Source organism: Bradyrhizobium sp. HKCCYLRH2060 (assembly GCF_051168135.1).
In the GTDB taxonomy this organism is placed as follows: Bacteria; Pseudomonadota; Alphaproteobacteria; order Rhizobiales; family Xanthobacteraceae; genus Bradyrhizobium.
Genome location: NZ_JBNPUK010000007.1, coordinates 129,225 through 149,338, shown reverse-complemented (window position 1 = coordinate 149,338; position 20,114 = coordinate 129,225). Strand labels below are relative to the sequence as shown.

The window sequence follows — 20,114 nt, the reverse complement described above, 5'->3', positions numbered from 1 at the left end:
ACTGACCTCAGCGCGCCCGCCGCGCCATCCGCTCGCGTCCGGCCTGCGGCGCCGGCGGGGTTATCGGTCCCGCCTGCACGTCGCCGCTGCCGGCTGTGCCGAGCTGCGGCATTTGCAGAGTGACGGTCTCCGGCGCCTTCAGCAGCGAGGCTTCACGCGGTCGCAGCGACTGCAGCACCCATCCCTCATGCGAAGCGCCGACCCGCAAGCGCAGCGATGCCTGCGACGCCGCGTCGACGAAGATGCCGAAGCTCTCCTCGTCGCCGATCACCGTGCCGACGAGCTGCAGGTTTGGCCGTTCCGGATCCCTCGGCGGCGCAGGCGGCGGCGCCCGCATCACCGTGACGGGTGCGGCAACCGGCGGCGGCCGCCGCGACGCCGAGAAGATCGGACGATCACGTGTCGCCGAAAGGGTACTGATCGGAACATCCCACAGCGGGTTGGCACTCCTGCCCCCCGGAGCTTCTGCGCTGGGAGCTTCTGACATGGCGGCCGGCGGTTCGGAGGCGCCGGGCGCGGGCGCGGCCTGGACGGGCGTGGCCGGCTCGAGACCATCCGCCGTCTCGCTCCAGGCACGGCTGAGCGAAGCTGCAAGCACGCACACGGTGGCAAAGGTGACGAGGCCCGAGCCTACGAACGATCGCATCACGATTTTCCTTGCCATTGACCCGACACGGTGACCAGCACGGTCAATCGTCCCACGCCGCCGGCTGCGGCGGCCAGCGGCTGCTGCACATGCAGTTGATCGACGAAGAGAAACGGCAATCCGGCCTCGAGATCATAGAGCAGCTGCTGCAACGCCGGCTGTTCGAGCTCGCAGCTTGCCACCACGCTGATCAGGTTGGTGTTGGCGCGTGCCGCCGGCAGCTCGACCTGGGTCGACAGCACGCTGCCGCCGACCTTGCTGATCGCCTCCGTGAGGCGCTGGACCAGCGCCGCGCCCGCGATGGTGACCGTTCGTCCCTCCACGAACACCGATCCACCCGGAGCCGTCGCGCTGCCTGCGGCGGAATTGCCGGCTGGCCGTTTGCGTCCGGAAAACTGCGCCAGTTGCGCGTTGGTGTCATTGAGCTGGTCGCGCCTGGCGACGAGATCGACGACCCCAGCGGCACCAAGCCAGAGCAGTGCGACAATGGTCGCCGCATAGAGGATCGCAGAAACGGCCGGTGAGTTCACGAACATGCGGCGCAGCGATGTCGACCAGTTCATGCCCGGTCTCCGAAATAGGCGTTGATGCGCGCCTCGATGTGGAAGCGCTCGCCCGCTTCGCCGGCGGTGCGCGTCGTCGGCGCGTAGAAGGTGGCGCGGCTGAACTGCGGCGACTGCTCGATCAGCCGGATCAGCGCGGGTGCATCTTGGGTCAGGCCGGATATCTGCAGCCGATCGTTCTCGACATGCATCTCGACGACATACGTCCCGTCGGGGAGGATCTTCGACAACGTGTCGAGCACGATCACGCTGGCGGGGCTGGTCTGCTTGCGCTTGGCGAGCAGCCCGTCGGCGGCGGTGGCGCCCATCGCGGGCCGCAGCGCCGCACGCAGCCGCGTGACCTGCGCCTGTGCGTCCTCGATCTCGCCATCGAGATATCCACCGATCAGCGTCGTCGCGATCAGCAGCACCGCCGTGGTCGCAGCGACCGACAGCCAGCTGAGCTTGAGCACGCGCCCGAGATCACGGCCGCCGGCAAGCGACGAACGCAGCGACGTCTTGAAGATCTGGATCGGACCGCCATCGGTTGGGCCGACGTCGGCGGTGATGACGAGCTTGGCAATGCCGACCTGATCGGCAAAGGCGAGCAAGGGCTGGACCAGAGCGCGCGGCGTTGCCGCGAGCGTCAACGCGATCCGATCACTGGCTGCGCGCGGGGCGCTGTAGCCGTAGAGGACCTGTCCGAGATTCCACGGCGTCAACCTGCCGATCTGGGTCCGGATCATGCCGTCCAGAAAAGGCTCCGCCTGCTTGGGAAAGTCGAGAGGCCTGATCAGAACGTTCTCGGCGGCCAGATGGATGTCCAGGACAGCACCGCGCAAGGTTCGCAGCCACTCCGGCGAGAGCCCGACCTGCGCCGCTCCCAAAGCCGGATTCAGCCGTGCCGCCGCCAGCATCGGTCTCGCCTTCGGCGGCGTCTGTACCGTCATGACGATCGCTTCTGGCTGATCGTAGCGGATCACGACTCGCGGGCGTCTGAGCTGCCGATCGGCGACGGCCTCGATCGCTGTAGCGACGCTTTCCGTCCACACCGTCAGTCCGCGCTCGATCGCTTCGGTCAGCTTCATGGCATCCTCCGCGCCTGAAGCGCTCCCCTCGGCTGCGGTCCCTCGTCCTGGCGCGCCAGCAGCCGATAGGGCTCCTCGCCTTCGCCGGGAACGATCACCGCCGTCGCAGTGTGACGAAGCCCGCCCGCCGGACCGACGACGATGCGCAGCCGATAAGCCTTGCTTTTGCCCTTGGCGGCGTCCTTCGCAGCAGGCCCCAACATCTTGGCGAGCGTATCGGCATCCTGTGACAACGACGCCCGTGCGTTGAGGAAATCCTTCAGGATCAGCGGCGTCATTCCCGGCAATGCGGCAACGACCTCCGGCGCCGCGATCGTCGGATCGATTCCCGGAGAACCGTTGAAGACGGTGACCAGCGGAAGCACCCGATCAACCAGCGATGCGGGAAGGCCGAGGACGAGCGACAGCTCGCCGACATGCGCGAATGGCGCCAGGCGCGGCACCCGCTTGAGACCGGCCGCCGCATAGCGCGCCTCCTCCGCCTGCGCCTTGGCGGTGTCGGACGGCTTGGAGCGCCACGCAACGATCCGCTCGGCATGATCCTTGGCAGCATCGCGCTCGACGCCCAGCGTGACGAAGAGATTTTCGAGCATGTCCTTGGACGCGGTATTGAGATCGATCCGCGCCGCTTCGTTGACGAACGAGACCGCAATGTCGTTGCCTGCAAGCGCCAGGCGGAAACCGCCCTGCCTCGGCCGCTCCTCGTCCTTGGACAGCAGCAGACGATACGCCGACAGTTCGATGGCCGCCGAGACCAGCGCATCGGCCTCGACCGCCTCGTCCTCGAGCCGCAGCAACCGCGCCGAGCTGCCGAGTTGCTGCGAGACGACAACGACCAGGGCCGCCAACGCCGCAAGCATCCACAGCGCCGCGATCAGGATGAAGCCATCCTGTGCGCCGCGCCTCTGGGCAGAACCTCTGGTAAAGGAGCGAACCAGCATCAGTCGATCGGCTCGCTCTTGTTCAGCTGCGGCGGGTCGCCCGCACCCGCCGACGGATTCGCGGTGCCTGCCGCTCCGGGATCCGCAAAGCCGCCGCCCGGCGCATCGACGTGAATACGGACTGCGCTGACGAGAACGGCGGCACCGCCACGGCTGTCGTCATAAACCGTCATGCGCACGGCGGATGGTAGCTTGGTCGCATCGCGCCACTCCGACGTCCACGCCATCGTCCCGTCGGCATAGGCGAACGACATCCGGAACGGCGCCGACAGCAGCACCACGGGATCGCGGAACCGGAAATGCTCGGTCACGGGCTGGCCGACCGGCACGGGCTCGAACATGGCACGCGATCGCCGCAGAGCGCGTTCGCCCCTGCTCCCTTCCTCGCCGATGCGCACGATGTCGAGACCATGTCCGGCATTGGGGCCGAGTTCGGCGCGCACGAACATCGCCGAGACCTCGTCGCCCACGAACAACGGTCCCTTCTGCTCGCGATTGGCCGAGACGAACTGCACGGCAGCGAGATCATCGCCGACCCGCCGCAGCGCAGCGGCCACCATCTCGGCGCGCTGGACGCGATCCAATCCGCGCTTCCACGCCGGTAGCCATTGCGACGTCACCGCGGCAAGCGCCGACAACACGATGCCGGCGATCGCGAGCGCGCCGAGTGCCTCGATCAGTGCGAAGCCCTGCTCTCGGGATCGATCGGATCGGGCGGTCATCATCGCGCTCCTCGCGCCAGGCGAACCGTCTGCACATCGGCGACCGCGCCCGAGCCGGTCTTGACGCGCAAGGTCACCGCCTCCGGGATCCAGCCGGTCTGTCCCGCCGGCTCATTCCAATCGCCGCCCAGCGGCCTGACCTGCAGCACCACCGACCCGGAGCCGGAGCGCTGATCGATGCTGCCCGGCTGCAGCCGGCCGCGATCGGCCAGCATCGTTGCCAACGCCAGCCTCATGTCGGTGACCAGAGTGACATGCTGTTCGAGCTTGCGAACGATGGCCGCGTTGCGCGACACCACGGCGCCGATGGCGATGATCGACACGCTCACGATGGCAAGCGCGACGAGCACCTCGATCAGCGAAAATCCGGCTTCACTCCGGCGGTCGATCTCAACCATTGGCGAGCACGCGCGAGACAATGTCGATCCTCCCCGTCAGCCAGTTCACCCTGATCTCCAGGCTCAGATCGGCGCGCGACAAGGTGATGGCGCCGCCGCAGGACAGCCCGTCAGGAAAGAAGGTGATGGTCGCCAGCACCGGCCGATGCTGGCAACTGCGCGGCAACGTCGCCAGGAATGCGACGTCGTCGGGCAGCTTCAGCGCAGCCGCGCTGCTGCCGGAGCGGATCAAGCGGCGCGACGTGTCGATCTCCGTGTCGACGCGCGCGCCGGTCCGCATCGATGAGGCACGGTCCGACTTCAGCAGTGTCGCCGCCTGCAACGCGTAGGCCTGCAGCCGCGGCCGCGACGTCTGCCGCGGCAGATAAGGCAGCGCGACGGACGCCAGCAGCGCGACGATCGCGAGCACGCAAACCATCTCGAGCAGCGTGAAGCCGCGCTGGCCGCCGTCACTCACTGCGCGCGCTCGTCTGCGTCGGCGTTCCCAGCACGATGTCCGCCGCCGTCCCGCTGCCGCCCTCCTGGCCGTCGGCGCCATAGGACAGGATGTCGTACGGGCCGTGATCGCCTGGCGCCCGATACACATAGGCCGTATTCCACGGATCTTTCGGCACTGCTCCGCCCTTGAGATAGGGACCGTTCCAGGCGCTCAATCCGGCCGGCCGTTGCGCCAGCGCACCGAGACCTTCCGAGGTCGAGGGGTAGCGGCCGGCATCGAGATAGAACAGGTCGAGCGCCGCCGAGAAGCTCTGCAACTGGATCCGCGCCGCCTTGGTCTTGGACTCGCTTAGATAGTTCAACACGCGCGGGCCGATGAGACCCATGATCAGCCCGATGATCGTGATCACGACCAGCATCTCGACCAGCGTGAAGCCGCGCTCGTGTTCACGGTCGGCACTCTTGGCCGGCTTGCTCTGCGTGTCCGATCTCATGTCATTCTCCTTGGTAGCCATCAGCCGACCAGTTGCGTCACAGAAAGCAAAGCCGTCATGATCGAGACGATCAGGCCGCCGACAACCACGCTGATGAGCAGAATGGCGGCGGGGCCGACGATGCCGACGACGCGATCCAGGCCGCGCTGCAGCTTGGCTTCGTAGAACTCAGCGATCCGTGTCGACAGCGTCGGCAACTGGCCGGTCTCCTCGCCGAGCCGCAGCATGCGCAGCGCCATCGGCGGCAGCATGTTGTCGGCCGACAGCGCCTGGGACAGCTTGCCACCGTGACGGACGCGATCCGCCGCCGCCGACCATGGTGCGCGCGAAGACGTCACGGACATCACGTCAACGAGGATGCGCAGTGCAGTGCTCAAATTGACGCCGCAGCCGAGCAGCAGGCCGAGATTGCGACAGAACAGGCTGGTCCGATAGAACAGCAGCAGGCTGCCGATGCCGGGCATGACGGCCACGACGCTGGCCAGGCCGGCGCGAACCACGGGCTGACGCAACAGCCACCAGCCTGCCGCGAGCAGCGCCGCACAGCCGAGTGAGATCGCGGCTGCATTGGCGCGCAGCAGATCCGACAGCGTCATGAAGAAGCCGAGCGCCGTATCGGTACGGCCACCGAAGTCACGCAGCACGGCCGAGAAATTCGGCAGCACGGCCACGAGAAAGAACAGCATCACGCCGATCGCCGCGAGGAACACGAAGGCAGGATATTGCATCGCGTCGGTCAATTTGCGGCGCGTCGCCTCCGACCGCTCGCGTTCGCCGGCCAGCGCGGTCAGCACGTGATCGAGTGTTCCCGACGATTCGCCGACGCGCATCAGCGCGACATACATCGGCGAGAACAACTGCGGCTGGGCGGCCGCCGCATCGGCGAAGCTTTCACCGGCCATGATCGCCGCACGCAGCCGCGCCACCACGGGACGGAGGCGGCCGATATCGGAATCGCCGGACAACAGATCGAGCGCGTCGTCGAGCCGCGCGCCGGCCTTGAGAAGCAGGGCCAGGTCGCGCGTGAACGTGGTCACTTCAGTCGCGGACGGAGCGCCGAACGAGAGCCCGGACGCAGCGCCGGTCCGCTCCTTTTTCTCCTCCACGGTTTCGATCGGCAGAAGTTGCAGATACGAGATGCGCCGTTCGACCTCGCTGCGCGACGGCGCGACGAGAGATCCGACGACGATTTCACCGGACTGCGTCAGAGCGCGATAGCGGTAGCTCGGCACGATCCACCTCACCGCGCCACGAGGACACGAAGCAGCTCGGAGGCCGAGGTGACGCCGGCGCGGCACTTGGAGACGCCGTCGTCGAGCATCGTCGTCATGCCTTCCCGGATCGCCAGCCGATCGATCGCGAGGCCGTCGGCACTGTCCGCGATCAGCTCGCGCAGGCTGTTGGTCAGCTCGAGCAGCTCGAACACGCCGACCCGGCCGCGATAGCCGCTCTGGCCGCATCGCTCGCATCCCCTCGGGTGCCAGGTGATGTCGCCGGGGACGAGGCCGAGATGACCAAGACGAGGATCCTGGCGGCATGTCTCTTCATCGAGCGCCTCCGGCGCCTTGCAATGATCGCAGAGCTGACGCACCAGCCGCTGCGCGATCACCGCGCGCAAGGTCGAGCGCAACAAGAAGCCTTCGACACCAAGATCGAGCAGGCGCGGCACCGCCGCGGCCGCGGTTTCGGTATGCAGCGTGGTCAACACGAGATGGCCGGTCAGCGCGGCATGGACCGCGACATGCGCCGTCTCGCTGTCTCTGATCTCGCCGACCATGATGACGTCGGGGTCCTGACGCACGAAGGAACGCAGCGCGCTCGCGAAAGTCAGCCCGATCGCCGGCTTGATCTGCGACTGGTTGATGCCGGGAATCTCGTACTCCACCGGATCCTCGACGGTGAGGATCTTGCGCTCCGGTGTGTTGAGCAGCGACAGGATCGTCGCCAGAGTCGTGGTCTTGCCGCTGCCGGTCGGCCCCGTGATCACGATCATGCCGTGGGGCAGCGTGATCAGGCGCCGGAGTGCGGCGTCGTCGCGGGTGGCGAGACCGAGACGGCTCGCGACGAGCTGCGAGCGATCCTTCGGCAGGATGCGCAGCACCGCCGATTCGCCGTGCTGGGTCGGCATGATCGCAACGCGAACGTCGATCTCGGCGCGGCCGGCGCGGATGCGCGCGGCGCCGTCCTGCGGCAGCCGCCGCTCGGCGATGTTCAGGCCGGCGACGATCTTGATGCGCGAGATCACCGCCTGCGGCAACACGCCCGCGGGCGCCGCGATCGGACGCAACAGGCCGTCGACGCGCAGCCTGACCACGAGCCCGGTCGAGAACGGCTCGATGTGGATGTCGCTGGCGCGCATCTCCACGGCCTTCTCGATCAGATCGTTCACCGCGCGGACGACCGGCGCGCCGCTGGCGAGATCGCGGAGACTCTCGATGTCGTCGTCGCGCAGCTCCTGCGCCGGCGAGATGTCGGGCTCGCCGGAATCCTCTAACCGCTGGTCCAGGACAACGGCGATATCCTCATGCGAGGCGACCTTGAAGAGAGTCTGCGGGCCGAGCACCAGCTCCGCGGCCCGGCGCACGGCCTGATCGGTCGGATCGGCCATCGCGAACACGGCGGCGCCGTCAGAATCCTTGTAGGGATAGCCGAGCACCTCGCGGAGGAAGCGGTCGGAGAACTCGCTCACCGCGGGCAGTGCCGCCAGCAGTTCGCGCAGTGCGACGCGCTCCAATCCGGTGAAGCCGGCGACCTCCTCCGCGAAAACGTCGGCGGTCAGGCCGAACCTGTCCCAGAGCGCGATCTGCGTTTCGGCCGCAGCTCCGCCTTCGCCCGCCGCCTGGGGATGGCGCTCGCGAAGATAGGCATGGAATTGGGTCGACAGTGTACCGCTCATGGCGTGATCCGGGTGGCGCCCGTGCCGGCCCATCGTCTCGGCACGCCGCTACTGGTGACCCACGTTATTGATCGCGAACATGACGGCCGTACGAATGCCGGAGGCGCCGACATTTCAGACACACACGCGGCGCAAAGGTCGGACGGCAGCCGCCAATTATACATAAGTGTCATATTGGACCGTTATGCAGGCTGCGCGGTCAAACCGAGGCGCTGCCCCGTTTCGGCCGGTCAACACGAGTAGATCGGTAAGTCCATGTTTGGTATCGGCAATCGAAGCCAGTCCGCTGCGGTTGTCAGACATGCCTCGTTGCTGGCGATCGCGGTGCTGCTCGCCTCCTGCAACATGGCAACGCTCAATTCCCAGGCCAGCGCGCCTGCCGATGTCGATGTCATCGACAAGGTGCGCTCGCTCGACATCCTGCCGCGCGACAATGCACCGGTCGCATCGATCCAGGGACGCCCCGAGGTCGAGCGCGCGAGCGCGCGGACCTATCAAGGGACCACGGTTCAGGAGGTCGCCGAGGTCAGACCGCTGCCGGCGGCGGACGGCAAGGGCTATGATCTCAATTTCGAGAACACGCCGATCGCAGTGGTCGCGAAGGTCGTGATCGGCGACATCCTCGGCGCGGGCTACGCGATCGATCCCCGCGTGCAGGGCAGCGTCAGCCTGGTGTCGGCGCGGCCGGTGCCGAAATCAGACATCCTGTTCGTGCTGGAGAGCGCGCTGCGCCTGTCCGGCGTCGTGCTGGTCCGCGAAGGCGGTGGCTACAAGCTGACCCCGCTCGGCGACGCCATCGGAGCCGGACGCGTCGACGGCGAAGCCGGCCGCGCCGAGCCCGGCTACGGCGTCTCCGTCGTGCCGCTGCAATATGTCGGTGCGCAGACGATCCTCAAGCTGATGGACAGCTTCGCGACCCGCGCCGGCAGCGTGCGCGCCGACACCACCCGGAACCTGCTTCTGATCCAGGGCACAGGAGCCGAGCGACGCTCCGCGATCGAAACCGTGATGAGCTTCGACGTCGACTGGATGCGCGGCCAGTCCGTCGGCATCTTCCCGGTCAGCAATTCGGCGCCAGAGCCGTTGATGGCGGAGCTGGAAAAGATCATGGACTCTGGTGAGAACGGATTGAGCCAGAATCTCGTCAAGCTGCAGGTCGTCAATCGCCTGAACGCGATCATGGTCGTGACGCGCAAGCCGGCGCTGCTGCAGAGCGCGGCGACCTGGATCCGCCGGCTCGATCAGGCCGACTCCGGGCGCACCAGCGTCCACGTCTACCGGGTCCGCTACGGCGACGCGCGCCAGCTCGCCAAGGTGCTCACCGACATGTTCGGCGGCGCCGGCTCGTCCTCCACCGACAGCGCCGACGGCCAGGCCGCGCCGGGCTCCGACGGCACGACGACGTCGGTCGCCGATCGGCTGTCCTTCAACACCAATGCAGCCGGCTCATCGAGTTCGAGCGCCAATCCGACGAGCAGATCCCAAGGCGGTGGTCTCTCGGGCATGTCATCCTCGAGCACATCGTCCTCCAGCAGCACGCCGTCCTCGACCGGGCTGGAGCCTCGCAGCAGTGGTGCTGGCGGAGGCCAGGCCATCATGCCGAATGTCCGGATCACCCCGGACACGGTGAACAACTCTCTGCTCATCTATGCCGACCGCGAGAACTACCGCATCATCTCCAGCACGCTGCAGCAGCTCGACCAGCCGGTGCTGCAGGTCGGCATCGACGCGACGATTGCCGAAGTGACGCTCACCAACGAGCTGTCCTACGGCGTGCAGGCCTATCTCTCGAGCAAGGTGCTCGGCCTCGGGACCGACAAGGGGTCGATCACCAATACGCAAGCCACGTCGGTGGCCACGGCCACAACATCCGCGGCGACGACGGCCTTGATCAACCGCGCTCTGCCCGGCTTCAACTTCCTGATCGGGCACGAAGCCTCGCCCAACATGATCCTTGACGCACTCCATACTGTCACCAGCGTCAAGGTGCTCTCCAATCCCTCGCTGGTCGTGATCAACAACCAAACCGCCACCCTGCAGGTCGGAGACGTCGTGCCGGTCTCGACCGGGAGCGCGACCGTACTGTCGTCGAGCAATACTGTCGTCAACACCATCGACTATCGCAACACCGGCATCATCCTGCGCGTCGTGCCGCGCATCGCCGCCAACGGCAATGTGCGACTCGAGGTCGAGCAGGAGATCAGCAACGTCGCGGCCCAGACCGCCACGAGTCTCACGCCGACGGTGTCGCAGCGCAAGGTCAAGAGCGCGATCTCCGTCGCCAACGGCCAGACCGTGCTGCTGGCCGGCCTGATCAGCGAGCAGCAGAACGGCAATCGCAACGGCATTCCGGGCCTCGACGAGATTCCGGTTCTTGGCGACGCGTTCTCGCATCAGGGCAAGAAGGGCACACGGACCGAGCTCATCATCTTCATCCGGCCGCAGATCATTCGCGACGGCAGCGATGCGCATCAGGTGGCCGAAGAACTCCGTTCCAAGCTCCGCGGATCGGTCGGAGCGAGCATCACGGATGATTTGCGTGTCCGCACCACCCGCTAACCCCAACCAAGTGATTCGGTCGACGATGCGGCGCGTCGCCATCGTCTGCACCGCAGCCAGCCTGCTGCTGGGTGCACTGGCCTCGCCCGTTCGCGCAGATTCGGTCAGCACCGCACGGATCGCCTATGCGCGCGGCGACTTCGTCCGCGCCGTCCGCGTGCTGACAGCGCCCGCGCTGCGCGGCGATCCGCGCGCCCAGGCGATGCTGGGTTTCATGTATGAAAACGGCTTCGGGACCCCGCAGGCCTATGAGGTCGCCAGCGATCTCTATTGCCAGGCCGCCGCCGCCGGCAATCCATTCGGCCAAGCGATGCTTGGCCTGATGTATGACAAGGGACATGGCGTTCCACAGGACGTCGTGCTCGCCTACAAGTGGCTCAACCTCGCCGCCGGGCACGCCAAGTCGACACAGCGCAGCTACTTCCTGCGGCTTCGCAACGCCGTGGCCTCGAAGATGTCGGCCAGCCAGATCGCCCAGGGCCAGGCCCTCGCGCTGGACTGGGTCCCGGGCCAGCTCTGACCGGCATTGCCGGTTCATGGCTCGGCGAAGGCGGGCTCCCTGCAGCAATGGAGTGAAGACGGCGCGGCACGCGATGGCTGGCGCGGTGGGGCGCATTTGTCTCCTGCATTCGCGCTGCTCGGCGCATTTCACAAAACCGAAGCAAGACCGACACCACGTTGCAATTTGTTGCCGCGATAAATTGCCGCAGGCGAGCCCACATCAGCACGTGCGCGCCGCTACCCCACTCCGTCTGGAGATGTCATGACCAGAACAGTCACCCGGTCCAAGGCGCTCGCCCTTGCGACCAGCGCCGTCTTTACCGCGACCAGCGTCGCGCCAGCCTTCGCCGGAGCGGCGACGAGCACACCGATCGAGCACGTCATCATCATCGTCGGCGAAAACCACACGTTCGACAATCTATTCGGCACGTACAAGCCGAAGCCGGGGCAGACGATCGACAATCTGCTCAGCAAGGGAATCGTCAACGAAGACGGCACGCCGGGCCGGCACTTCAAGAAGGCAGAGCAGCGGATCGGCCGCGACGAGGTTCGCTATACTGCCGAGACCGCGTCCACGGGCGCCTATGCGACGCTGCCGCAACCCTACACCACCTATGGAATCGGCCTGCCGCAGAACGTCCTCGACACCCGCTTCCCGGCCAATCTTCCCAATGGGCCGTACCAGATTTCGAAATACGTCTCATACGCCGCTTATACTGGAGATCCGGTACACCGCTTCTTCCAGATGTGGCAGGACATCGACGGCGGCAAGCACGACAAGTTCGTGTGGGTCGAACAGACCATCGGCACCGGGTCGAACGGGCAGCCTTATCCGTCCGGCGGGTTCAACCCGATGGAAGGCGCCATCTCGATGGGGTTCTACAACATGAACCCGTTCACCGACGCCTCCGGCAAGGCCCAGCCGGGTGACGCGCCGTTCTTCAAGCAGCTCGCCGACGAGTACGCGATCAGCGACAACTATCACCAAGCGATCATGGGCGGCACCGGAGCCAACTTCCAGGCCCTCGTCACCGGCCACGCTGCGTTCTTCACCAATCCCGAGACGCTGAACGGCACCCCCGCCGTGCCCTACGCCAACCAGATCGAGAATCCCGATCCCGTCCCCGGCACCAACAACTACTACAAGCAGGACGGCTACAGCGGCGGATCCTACGTCAACTGCTCCGACCCAAGCGCGCCCGGCGTTGCCGCCGTCAACGAGCAGCTGTTCAAGAACGGCGTCACCAGCAACAACTGCGCGCCGAACCACTATTACCTCGTCAACAACTATAGCATGTTCTGGAACCAGACCAGCGCCAAGCCGAACGCGCTCGGCTCGGACAAGTTCGTGCTGCCGCCGCAGAGCGCGCCGACCATCGCCGACGTGATGACGGCGAAAGGCGTTTCTTGGAAGTACTACAGCGCCGACCGCGGTGACGACACCACCACCTTCGCCAGCAGCGTCGACGGCGTGCCGCTGCTGTTCCACTCCTATTGCGGCATCTGCGACCCGCTCACGGGCTTCAACAAGATCATGAAGACCCCGGCGGAGGAAGCTAAGCTGCAGAACTACGGCGCCTTCGTGAAGGACGTGCAGAACAACACGCTGCCGGCGGTGTCGTTCGTGCGTCCGTTCGAGGCGCTCGCCGGTCATCCCGCCGATTCGACCACGGATCTCTACGAGAAATTCCTCGAGGCGCTGATCAATCGGGTCAAGGCCAATCCCCAGCTCTGGGCCAAGATTGCGATCTTCATCACGACCGACGAAGGCGGCGGCTACTACGACTCCGGCTATGTCCAGCCGGTCGACTTTCTCGGCGACGGCACCCGGATCCCCTTCATCCTGGTCTCGCCGCTGGCCAAGAAGGGCCATGTCGACCACACCTATTACGATCACGTGTCGCTGCTGAAATTCATCGAGCGCAACTGGCGGCTGCCCACGATCTCCGCCGTCAGCCGCGACCGGCTGCCCAACCCGATCCATGACCGGGATGACCACCGCTATGTGCCGAAGAACCGTCCGGCGATCGGCGACCTGATGAACCTGTTCGCCTTCAGCGACGACGATGGTGACCACGATCATGACGGCGGCTGGCACCACCACGACCACGACGGACACTCCGGCGACGATCGCTGATCGACCGAGCGTCCACGGCTGACATCATTGCCGTGAAAAACAGCCCGCCGCAGACGATGCGGCGGGCCTTTTTGCGTCGCCAGCTGCGACAATCTCTCAGTGACGCACCGATCCGCAACATCGTGAATCCGTCAGCGGATTGTCAGCTGATCGTCACGCCCCCGTTATCGACCCTCCGCATCGTCCCGCCGCCGCTTGAGTGAAGCGGCGCGATACAACCGAGGTCTTGGGGGATCTTGCAGAATGTCACTTCGATCATCATTCAAATCTGCCTTTCACGAACTGCTCACATTGTCGGTCACGGTGTCGTTGCTCGCGTTCGCCGCTGCCGCGCCAAGCCTCGCGCACGACCACGGCTTCGACGACGATGACGACAGCTACGCCATCGGCCTTTGGGGCGACCTACCCTACTCCACGCTGCAGGCCACCGTCGGCGTCCCGAACCTGATCGCGGACATGAACGCCCACCGGCTGAAGTTCACGGCGCATGACGGCGACCTGAAGCAGGGCTCCAATTCCGCCTGCGATGCCGGCCTCTACGCCCAGGCGCTCGCCTTCTTCAACAGCCTGGAGGCACCGGCCATGTTCACGCCGGGCGACAACGACTGGGTCGATTGCGATCGCCCGTCGAACGGCGGCTTCAACTCGCGCGACCGGCTCGACTACGAGCGCAAGATATTCTTCTCGACACCGTTCTCGCTCGGCCAGCGCAAGCTGCGCCAGGAGGTGCAGACCGATCCGCTGTGCCTCAGCGCCAATGGCACCAAGGTCGGTTGCGTCGAGAATCGCCGCTGGACCGTCGGCCGCGTGACCTATGCGACGCTCAACATCCAGGGATCCTGCAACAATCTCTGCGACACCAACCCCGATCCGGACGAATACAATGCGCGCAATACGGCCGTGATTCTGTGGATGCAGCAGACCTTCGCTGAAGCCAAGAGGCGCAATTCCGCTGCTGTGATGTTCATCACCCAGGGCAACCCGGGCTGGGACCAGGCCGACCCGACGCGTGCGCCGCTGCGCGATCCCAAGACGCTCGCCGAAACCGACGGGCAGCCCGACGGCTTCGTCAGCTTCCTGACTGCGCTGCGTACCGAGGTCGAGGCGTTCCGCAAGCCGGTCGCCTACGTCCACGGCGATTCCCACTACTTCCGGATCGACCAGCCGTTCCTCAACGCTGCCGGCCAGCGGCTTGAGAACTTCGTTCGCGTCGAAACCTTCGGCGACAATCAGGGCAATGGCAACAACGACGTGCGCTGGCTCAAGGTGACCGTCGATCCGCGCAGTCGCGACGTGTTCTCCTTCCAGCCCGTCACGGTGCCGGCGAACCGCACCGCCGTGCCGGCGCCGACCCGCAACTGAGCCTCATGATGACCGGGTCGTCCAGCCTGGCTGGGCGACCCTTGTCTTTCGCCGAGCAGCGCTGCAGTCGGACTCAACCGAGCGACCGCAGCCAGGCCAGCCGCGCGATCGCCTGCGACGCCAGCCGCAGCATGAGACCGAGCCGGTCCGATTCGGTCGCTCGCTCCGCATGCTCCAGATACGCGTCAGCGAGCGCTTCCGCCAGCACGGCTGCATCGGCTTGCGCGAGCTCAGCCGGCAGGCGCAACAGGTCCACAACGTCCGACGCCATTGCCGCGGCTTCCCGCGCAAGCTCGCGCAAGCGATCTGCCGGGCGGCCTGCGGCGCGCACCGCCATCGCGTCGAGCAGCTCGGCGAGTCGACGCTCCAGCCGGCCGGCGTCGATCGTGCCGGCGTCCGACGCCACCGACGCCGCGCGCCTGGCGTCGGTCTCGAGATGATAGGCGCGGCGCCGCTCCTTGCGCAGCGTCGCGACATGACCGAGCTCCTCCCGCGCCATGGCCTCGGACGCCCTCTTGACCTCGGGATCGTCGGAAAATGCCGCGAGATAGGACCAGAACGCGAAAGCCCGCTCCTCGTTGCGCACCGCCATCGACAGTGCGCGGTACGGCGTCATCAACTGCGAGTCCTGGATTTCGCGCACCGCGTCGGGCTCAAAGGTCTCTGGCGGCTGCCAGCGCACCAGCGACGCATCGGGGGCACGCCCCGTACGCGCTTGCGACCACTGTGCGACACTGTCGACATGCTCGCGCTCGGCCGCGGCCAGCCTTGCGAAGACGTCGGCCAGATCGAGCCGGCCTTGACGCTGCATCTCTCCGGACAGCTCGTCGTAGCGATCGGCCGCCTCCCGCTCCATCGCATTCGCGAGCGCGAACAGCTCGTCGATCGAATGCAGGTTCCCGGCCGGTTCCGACTTGAGCGAGAGCGTGCGTGACAACAACATATAATAGTCCGCCTGATTGTCCGTGCCTGTTTGATCCAGCGCAACGTCCGTCGGATTGGGACCCACTAGACAACCGGCACGTTAAGGAGTCAATTTAGCCTGACTCTATCTGCTCAAGGATTGTCAATGGCGACGATCCTTCCTTCCCCGAAACAGTCCTGACTGGAATACGGCCCCCTCGGGAGGCCGGCTGTTCTGCTTGAGGTGATCATGGTTGCGAGTGATGTCGCCACCAATCGGTGGCGCATGCCTGCTATCTTGGTAGCAATCCTCATCGGGCTCTGCGCCATCGCGGCCCCGCGCGCAGCACATGCGGCCGGCGATCTCGCAACCTACCTCTCGAAGATCACGCCGGGCGATCTCTTCCCCAATGCGGACCGTTTCGGCGTGCCGCAAGGCGAGCCGCCGATCATGCCGGTGTATCGCGGCGATCAGCTCAAGGGTTACGTCTATCTCAACTCCGATTTCGCCAATTCCGTCGGCTATTCGGGCAAGCCGATCCACATCCTCGTCGGCATCGATCCCAAGGGCGTCATCACCGGGCTGAAGCTGGTCGATCACAAGGAGCCGATCGTGCTGATCGGCATTCCCGAGCCACGCATCGTTGCCGCACTCAACGGCCTGCTCGGCAAGGACATGATGCCGATTGCGCAAGGCGCAGAACACGCGCCGCAGGCCGACATCGTCTCAGGTGCAACGGTCACCGTGCTGGTGATGCACGACAGCATCGTGCGCGCGGCCACGCGCCTGATCCGCAGCGGCCGCATCGGTGCCGGCGCTGCGGCGAGCGCCGCCGCGGCACAGCCGGGCGTGACCAAGACGGTCGATCCCGACAAGAGCGAGATCCGCGACTGGAGCAGCCTGCTCGGCGACGGCTCGGTGCGGCGCCTGCACCTCAGCATCGGCGACGTCAACGATGCGTTCGCCAAGTCGGGCAATGCGGCGGCCGCGCAAAATCCGGAGCCCGGCGATGCCGGCGACACCTTCGTTGATCTGTATGTGGCCATGGTCAGCGTGCCCACCATCGGCCGCAGCCTGCTCGGCGACGAGGGCTATCAGCGACTCAAGCAGCGATTGCAGCCCGGACAGCAGGCGATCGTCGTCGCCGGCGACGGCATCTACTCGTTCAAGGGCTCCGCTTATGTCCGAGGCGGCATCTTCGACCGCATCGAGGTGCTGCAGGAGGGCGGAAGCACACGGTTCCGCGACAAGAACCACATGCGCCTCGGTGCGCTGGCCGCGGCCGGCGCCCCTGCCCTGCGCGAGATCGGACTGTTCGTCACGCCGCCCGAATTCACGCTCGACCCGACCGAGCCATGGCAGCTCCAGCTCCTGGTGCAACGAAGCACAGGCAGCCACGACAAGGCGTTCCTGACTTTCGATATCGACTACACGGTGCCCGACGCCTACTTGAAGCAGCAGACGCGCCCCGCTGTGCCGGCAGCGAAGGCGACGACCGCACGTCCCGCCCCGGCCACGGCGCAACCGGTCGCCGACGACACCGAAGAGCCGTTATGGATGCGCATCTGGCGCTCGCAGATGGTCGCCATCGGCATCACCGCGCTGGCGCTGGCCGTGCTCACGGGGATCTTCTTCTTCCAGAACGTTCTGGTGCGCCGTCCCCGGCTCTACACCTGGGTCCGCCGCGCCTATCTCCTGTTCGTGCTGGTCTGGCTCGGCTGGTACGCCAACGCCCAGCTCTCGGTCGTCAACGTCGTCACCTTCGTCAACGCGCTGCTGACCGGCTTCCATTGGGAGTTCTTCCTCGCGGCGCCCTTGATCTTCATCCTGTGGGCGGCAACGGCGGCTGGACTGCTGTTCTGGGGCCGCGGGCCGTTCTGCGGCTGGCTCTGTCCGTTCGGCGCGCTGCAGGAGCTCACCAACACAGTGGCAAAATGGCTCAAGGTGCCGCAGATCACGGTACCCTGGGGTCTGCATGAGCGTCTCTGGCCGATCAAATACATCATCTTCCTCGGCCTGTTCGGCCTGTCGCTTTATTCGGTCGCGCTCGCCGAACAGGTCGCGGAGGTCGAGCCGTTCAAGACCGCGATCATCCTGAAATTCTCGCGCAGCTGGCCGTTCGTGCTGTATGCCGCGGCGCTGCTCGGCATCGGCCTGTTCATCGAACGCTTCTTCTGCCGCTATCTCTGCCCGCTGGGCGCGGCACTGGCGATTCCCGGACGCATCCGCACCTTCGAATGGCTGCGTCGCTGGAAGGAGTGCGGCTCGCCCTGCCAGCGCTGCGCCAAGGAATGCCCGGTGCAGTCGATCCATCCCGAGGGACACATCAACGTCAATGAATGCATCTACTGCATGCATTGCCAGGAGCTCTACTACGACGATCAGCGCTGCCCGCACATGATCCAGGTCCGGCTCAAGCGCGAGAAATTCGAGGCGATGTCATCGCCGTCGATGCGCGCCGCGAAATCCGGTCCGAAGACCGTGATCACCCATGCCGGCCAGCCGATGGCGGCGACGGCCCCCTCCAACGATCTCACCCATCCATCATAAGGAGACGACGATGGCGCAAGACGACGACCAGACAAAAATCAGCCGCCGGCAGATCGTCGGCACCGCCGCACTGGGCGCGGCCGGCGTAGCCGGCAGCATTGGACTTGGCAAGAGCGTCGAGACCGCGCCGGCCGCCGCGCAACCACGTTCGGCCCAGGGCGCCGGCAAGGCGGAGGTCGCCCCCGGCGAGCTCGACGAATACTACGTGTTCTTCTCCAGCGGCCAGACCGGCGAGCTGCGGATCATCGGCATGCCGTCGATGCGCGAGCTGATGCGCATCCCCGTCTTCAACCGGTGCAGCGCCACCGGCTGGGGCCAGACCAACGAGAGCCGCAAGATCATGACCGAGGGGCTGCTGCCGGAGACGCGCGAGCGGCTCAAGGACAGGCTCGGCATCTGGATGAACGGCGACTGCCACCATCCGCACATGTCGTTCACCAATGGCACATATGACGGCCGCTACATCTTTATCAACGACAAGGCCAACACCCGCCTCGCCCGCATTCGCACCGACGTGATGAAATGCGACAAGATCATCGAGCTGCCGAACCAGTACACCATCCACGGCATGCGGCCGCAGAAGTTCCCGCGCACCGGCTACGTGTTCTGCAACGGCGAATATGAGGTGCCGCTACCGAATGACGGCAAGGTGCTCGACGACAAGTCGAAATACTGGTCGATGTTCTCGGCCGTCGACGGCGATACCATGAAGGTTGCCTGGCAGGTGATCGTCGACGGCAATCTCGACAACACCGATTGCGACTACCAGGGCAAATATGCCTTCTCCACCTGCTACAACTCGGAAAAGGGCGTTACCTTGGCCGAGATGACGGCAAGCGAGCAGGACTGGGTGACGATCTTCAACATCAAGCGCATCGAGGAAGCCGTCAAGAAGGGCGACTTCAAGGAGATGAACGGCGTTCCCGTCATCGACGGCCGCAAGGGCTCGCCCTACACGCGCTACGTTCCGGTCTCGAACAGCCCGCACGGCCTCAACACCGCCCCCGACGGCATCCATGTCGTCGCCAATGGCAAGCTGGCGCCGACGGTCACGGTGATCGACGTCCGCCTGATCGACAACCTGTTCGACGACAAGATCAAGCCGCGCGACGTCGTCGTGGCCGAGCCGGAGCTCGGCCTCGGGCCGCTGCACACCGCCTTCGACGGCCGGGGCAATGCCTACACTACGCTGTTCCTCGACAGCCAGGTCTGCAAATGGAGCATCGATCTCGCCAAGCGAGCCTTCAAGGGCGAGAAGGTCAACCCCATCATCCAGAAGCTCGACGTCCACTATCAGCCGGGCCACAACCACGCCTCGATGGGCGAGACCAAGGAAGCCGACGGCAAATGGCTGCTGTCCTTGAACAAGTTCTCCAAGGACCGCTTCCTGAATGTCGGGCCGCTGAAGCCGGAAAACGACCAGCTGATCGACATCACCGGCGACAAGATGGAGCTGGTGCACGACGGCCCGAGCTTCGCCGAGCCGCACGACGCCGTCATCGTGCACCGCTCCAAGCTCGAGGGCCGCGTGACCTCGATCTGGAAGCGCGACGACCCGTTCTTCGCCGACGCCCGCAAGCAGGCCGCAGCCGACGGCGTCACACTGGAGAGCGACGCCAAGGTGATCCGCGACGGCAACAAGGTGCGCGTCTATATGTGGTCCAGCGCGCCCGCCTATGCGCTCGAGAAGTTCGAGGTCAAGCAGGGTGACGAGGTGACCGTCTATGTCACCAACATCGACGACGTCGAGGATCTGGTGCACGGCTTCTGCATCGTGAACTACGGCGTCAACATGGAGATCGATCCGCAGCAGACCTCGTCGGTGACGTTCATCGCCGACAAGCCCGGCGTGTACTGGTATTTCTGCACATGGTTCTGTCACGCCATGCACATGGAAATGCGCGGACGCATGCTGGTCTCGCCGCAGAACGCGTGA

Annotated in this window: 17 protein-coding genes; 6 read left to right on the top strand and 11 right to left on the bottom strand. The window is 65.7% G+C overall.

Features of this window, described 5'->3' with window-relative positions:
* Nucleotides 1–7: 7 nt before the first annotated feature.
* From ACQR10_RS16205 to ACQR10_RS16160, 10 genes are read right to left on the bottom strand one after another with little or no spacing between them, the layout of a single operon-like run.
* On the bottom strand, nucleotides 8–646 hold the full coding sequence (locus ACQR10_RS16205; RefSeq protein WP_316216194.1) for a hypothetical protein: 639 nt from the start codon (nucleotides 644–646) through the stop codon (nucleotides 8–10).
* On the bottom strand, nucleotides 646–1,209 hold the full coding sequence (gene gspM / locus ACQR10_RS16200) for a type II secretion system protein GspM (RefSeq protein WP_315802985.1): 564 nt from the start codon (nucleotides 1,207–1,209) through the stop codon (nucleotides 646–648). Before gspM ends, ACQR10_RS16205 begins: the two co-directional genes overlap by 1 nt.
* Nucleotides 1,206–2,276, bottom strand: a complete 1,071-nt coding sequence (locus ACQR10_RS16195) for a PilN domain-containing protein (RefSeq protein ID WP_316216193.1) — start codon at nucleotides 2,274–2,276, stop codon at nucleotides 1,206–1,208. Before ACQR10_RS16195 ends, gspM begins: the two co-directional genes overlap by 4 nt.
* Complete coding sequence (locus ACQR10_RS16190) at nucleotides 2,273–3,217, bottom strand: general secretion pathway protein GspK (protein WP_315802983.1); 945 nt, start codon at nucleotides 3,215–3,217, stop codon at nucleotides 2,273–2,275. Before ACQR10_RS16190 ends, ACQR10_RS16195 begins: the two co-directional genes overlap by 4 nt.
* A complete protein-coding gene (locus tag ACQR10_RS16185; protein ID WP_316216192.1) occupies nucleotides 3,217–3,939 on the bottom strand; it encodes a PulJ/GspJ family protein in 723 nt (240 codons plus the stop codon). Before ACQR10_RS16185 ends, ACQR10_RS16190 begins: the two co-directional genes overlap by 1 nt.
* Nucleotides 3,939–4,337 (bottom strand): PulJ/GspJ family protein, encoded by a 399-nt coding sequence (locus ACQR10_RS16180; RefSeq protein ID WP_316180603.1) that lies wholly within the window; start codon nucleotides 4,335–4,337, stop codon nucleotides 3,939–3,941. The genes ACQR10_RS16185 and ACQR10_RS16180 overlap by 1 nt, the downstream gene beginning before the upstream one ends.
* A complete protein-coding gene (locus ACQR10_RS16175; protein ID WP_316216191.1) occupies nucleotides 4,330–4,794 on the bottom strand; it encodes a prepilin-type N-terminal cleavage/methylation domain-containing protein in 465 nt (154 codons plus the stop codon). The genes ACQR10_RS16180 and ACQR10_RS16175 overlap by 8 nt, the downstream gene beginning before the upstream one ends.
* Nucleotides 4,787–5,269, bottom strand: coding sequence for a type II secretion system major pseudopilin GspG (gspG, locus tag ACQR10_RS16170; RefSeq protein WP_316216190.1), 483 nt, complete (start codon nucleotides 5,267–5,269; stop codon nucleotides 4,787–4,789). The genes ACQR10_RS16175 and gspG overlap by 8 nt, the downstream gene beginning before the upstream one ends.
* A gap of 20 nt (nucleotides 5,270–5,289) precedes the next feature.
* Entirely contained in the window at nucleotides 5,290–6,501 is a 1,212-nt protein-coding gene (locus tag ACQR10_RS16165) for a type II secretion system F family protein (protein WP_316216189.1), read from the bottom strand.
* An 8-nt stretch (nucleotides 6,502–6,509) separates the two neighbouring features.
* On the bottom strand, nucleotides 6,510–8,165 hold the full coding sequence (locus ACQR10_RS16160; RefSeq protein ID WP_316216188.1) for a GspE/PulE family protein: 1,656 nt from the start codon (nucleotides 8,163–8,165) through the stop codon (nucleotides 6,510–6,512).
* Between the two features lie 255 nt (nucleotides 8,166–8,420).
* Between ACQR10_RS16160 and gspD the strand changes: the two genes are divergently transcribed.
* The 4 genes from gspD to ACQR10_RS16140 all read left to right on the top strand — a co-directional run bounded on the left by gspD (nucleotide 8,421) and on the right by ACQR10_RS16140 (nucleotide 14,724).
* Nucleotides 8,421–10,724 carry a type II secretion system secretin GspD gene (gene gspD, locus ACQR10_RS16155; protein ID WP_316216187.1) on the top strand — a complete coding sequence of 768 codons (2,304 nt, stop codon included), beginning with the start codon at nucleotides 8,421–8,423 and terminating at the stop codon, nucleotides 10,722–10,724.
* 25 nt (nucleotides 10,725–10,749) lie between these two features.
* Nucleotides 10,750–11,244 carry a tetratricopeptide repeat protein gene (locus ACQR10_RS16150; protein ID WP_316216186.1) on the top strand — a complete coding sequence of 165 codons (495 nt, stop codon included), beginning with the start codon at nucleotides 10,750–10,752 and terminating at the stop codon, nucleotides 11,242–11,244.
* A 243-nt stretch (nucleotides 11,245–11,487) separates the two neighbouring features.
* Nucleotides 11,488–13,362: an alkaline phosphatase family protein gene (locus ACQR10_RS16145; RefSeq protein ID WP_316216185.1), complete on the top strand. Its 1,875-nt coding sequence runs from the start codon at nucleotides 11,488–11,490 to the stop codon at nucleotides 13,360–13,362.
* Between the two features lie 243 nt (nucleotides 13,363–13,605).
* Nucleotides 13,606–14,724: a hypothetical protein gene (locus ACQR10_RS16140; protein WP_316216184.1), complete on the top strand. Its 1,119-nt coding sequence runs from the start codon at nucleotides 13,606–13,608 to the stop codon at nucleotides 14,722–14,724.
* Between the two features lie 73 nt (nucleotides 14,725–14,797).
* Here the strand turns inward: ACQR10_RS16140 and ACQR10_RS16135 are convergent, their stop codons facing one another.
* Nucleotides 14,798–15,667, bottom strand: a complete 870-nt coding sequence (locus tag ACQR10_RS16135) for a ferritin family protein (protein ID WP_316216405.1) — start codon at nucleotides 15,665–15,667, stop codon at nucleotides 14,798–14,800.
* Nucleotides 15,668–15,877: 210 nt separating this feature from the next.
* Here ACQR10_RS16135 and ACQR10_RS16130 point away from each other — a divergent pair, with 210 nt between their 5' ends.
* Together ACQR10_RS16130 and nosZ are read left to right on the top strand one after the other, a co-directional pair.
* Nucleotides 15,878–18,178: a 4Fe-4S binding protein gene (locus ACQR10_RS16130; protein WP_410051413.1), complete on the top strand. Its 2,301-nt coding sequence runs from the start codon at nucleotides 15,878–15,880 to the stop codon at nucleotides 18,176–18,178.
* Nucleotides 18,179–18,188: 10 nt separating this feature from the next.
* Nucleotides 18,189–20,114 carry a TAT-dependent nitrous-oxide reductase gene (gene nosZ, locus ACQR10_RS16125; RefSeq protein WP_316216182.1) on the top strand — a complete coding sequence of 642 codons (1,926 nt, stop codon included), beginning with the start codon at nucleotides 18,189–18,191 and terminating at the stop codon, nucleotides 20,112–20,114.

What these genes read in the sequence shown, in the direction of transcription:
- gspD (WP_316216187.1), top strand. Translation starts at nt 8,421, where the DNA reads ATGTTTGGTATCGGCAATCGAAGCCAGTCCGCTGCGGTTGTCAGACAT.
- ACQR10_RS16140 (WP_316216184.1), top strand. Translation starts at nt 13,606, where the DNA reads ATGTCACTTCGATCATCATTCAAATCTGCCTTTCACGAACTGCTCACA.
- ACQR10_RS16180 (WP_316180603.1), bottom strand. Translation starts at nt 4,337, where the DNA reads ATGGTTGAGATCGACCGCCGGAGTGAAGCCGGATTTTCGCTGATCGAG.
- ACQR10_RS16160 (WP_316216188.1), bottom strand. Translation starts at nt 8,165, where the DNA reads ATGAGCGGTACACTGTCGACCCAATTCCATGCCTATCTTCGCGAGCGC.
- ACQR10_RS16145 (WP_316216185.1), top strand. Translation starts at nt 11,488, where the DNA reads ATGACCAGAACAGTCACCCGGTCCAAGGCGCTCGCCCTTGCGACCAGC.
- gspG (WP_316216190.1), bottom strand. Translation starts at nt 5,269, where the DNA reads ATGAGATCGGACACGCAGAGCAAGCCGGCCAAGAGTGCCGACCGTGAA.
- ACQR10_RS16205 (WP_316216194.1), bottom strand. Translation starts at nt 646, where the DNA reads ATGCGATCGTTCGTAGGCTCGGGCCTCGTCACCTTTGCCACCGTGTGC.
- ACQR10_RS16190 (WP_315802983.1), bottom strand. Translation starts at nt 3,217, where the DNA reads ATGCTGGTTCGCTCCTTTACCAGAGGTTCTGCCCAGAGGCGCGGCGCA.
- ACQR10_RS16185 (WP_316216192.1), bottom strand. Translation starts at nt 3,939, where the DNA reads ATGACCGCCCGATCCGATCGATCCCGAGAGCAGGGCTTCGCACTGATC.
- gspM (WP_315802985.1), bottom strand. Translation starts at nt 1,209, where the DNA reads ATGAACTGGTCGACATCGCTGCGCCGCATGTTCGTGAACTCACCGGCC.
- ACQR10_RS16130 (WP_410051413.1), top strand. Translation starts at nt 15,878, where the DNA reads ATGGTTGCGAGTGATGTCGCCACCAATCGGTGGCGCATGCCTGCTATC.
- ACQR10_RS16135 (WP_316216405.1), bottom strand. Translation starts at nt 15,667, where the DNA reads ATGTTGTTGTCACGCACGCTCTCGCTCAAGTCGGAACCGGCCGGGAAC.
- nosZ (WP_316216182.1), top strand. Translation starts at nt 18,189, where the DNA reads ATGGCGCAAGACGACGACCAGACAAAAATCAGCCGCCGGCAGATCGTC.
- ACQR10_RS16195 (WP_316216193.1), bottom strand. Translation starts at nt 2,276, where the DNA reads ATGAAGCTGACCGAAGCGATCGAGCGCGGACTGACGGTGTGGACGGAA.
- ACQR10_RS16150 (WP_316216186.1), top strand. Translation starts at nt 10,750, where the DNA reads ATGCGGCGCGTCGCCATCGTCTGCACCGCAGCCAGCCTGCTGCTGGGT.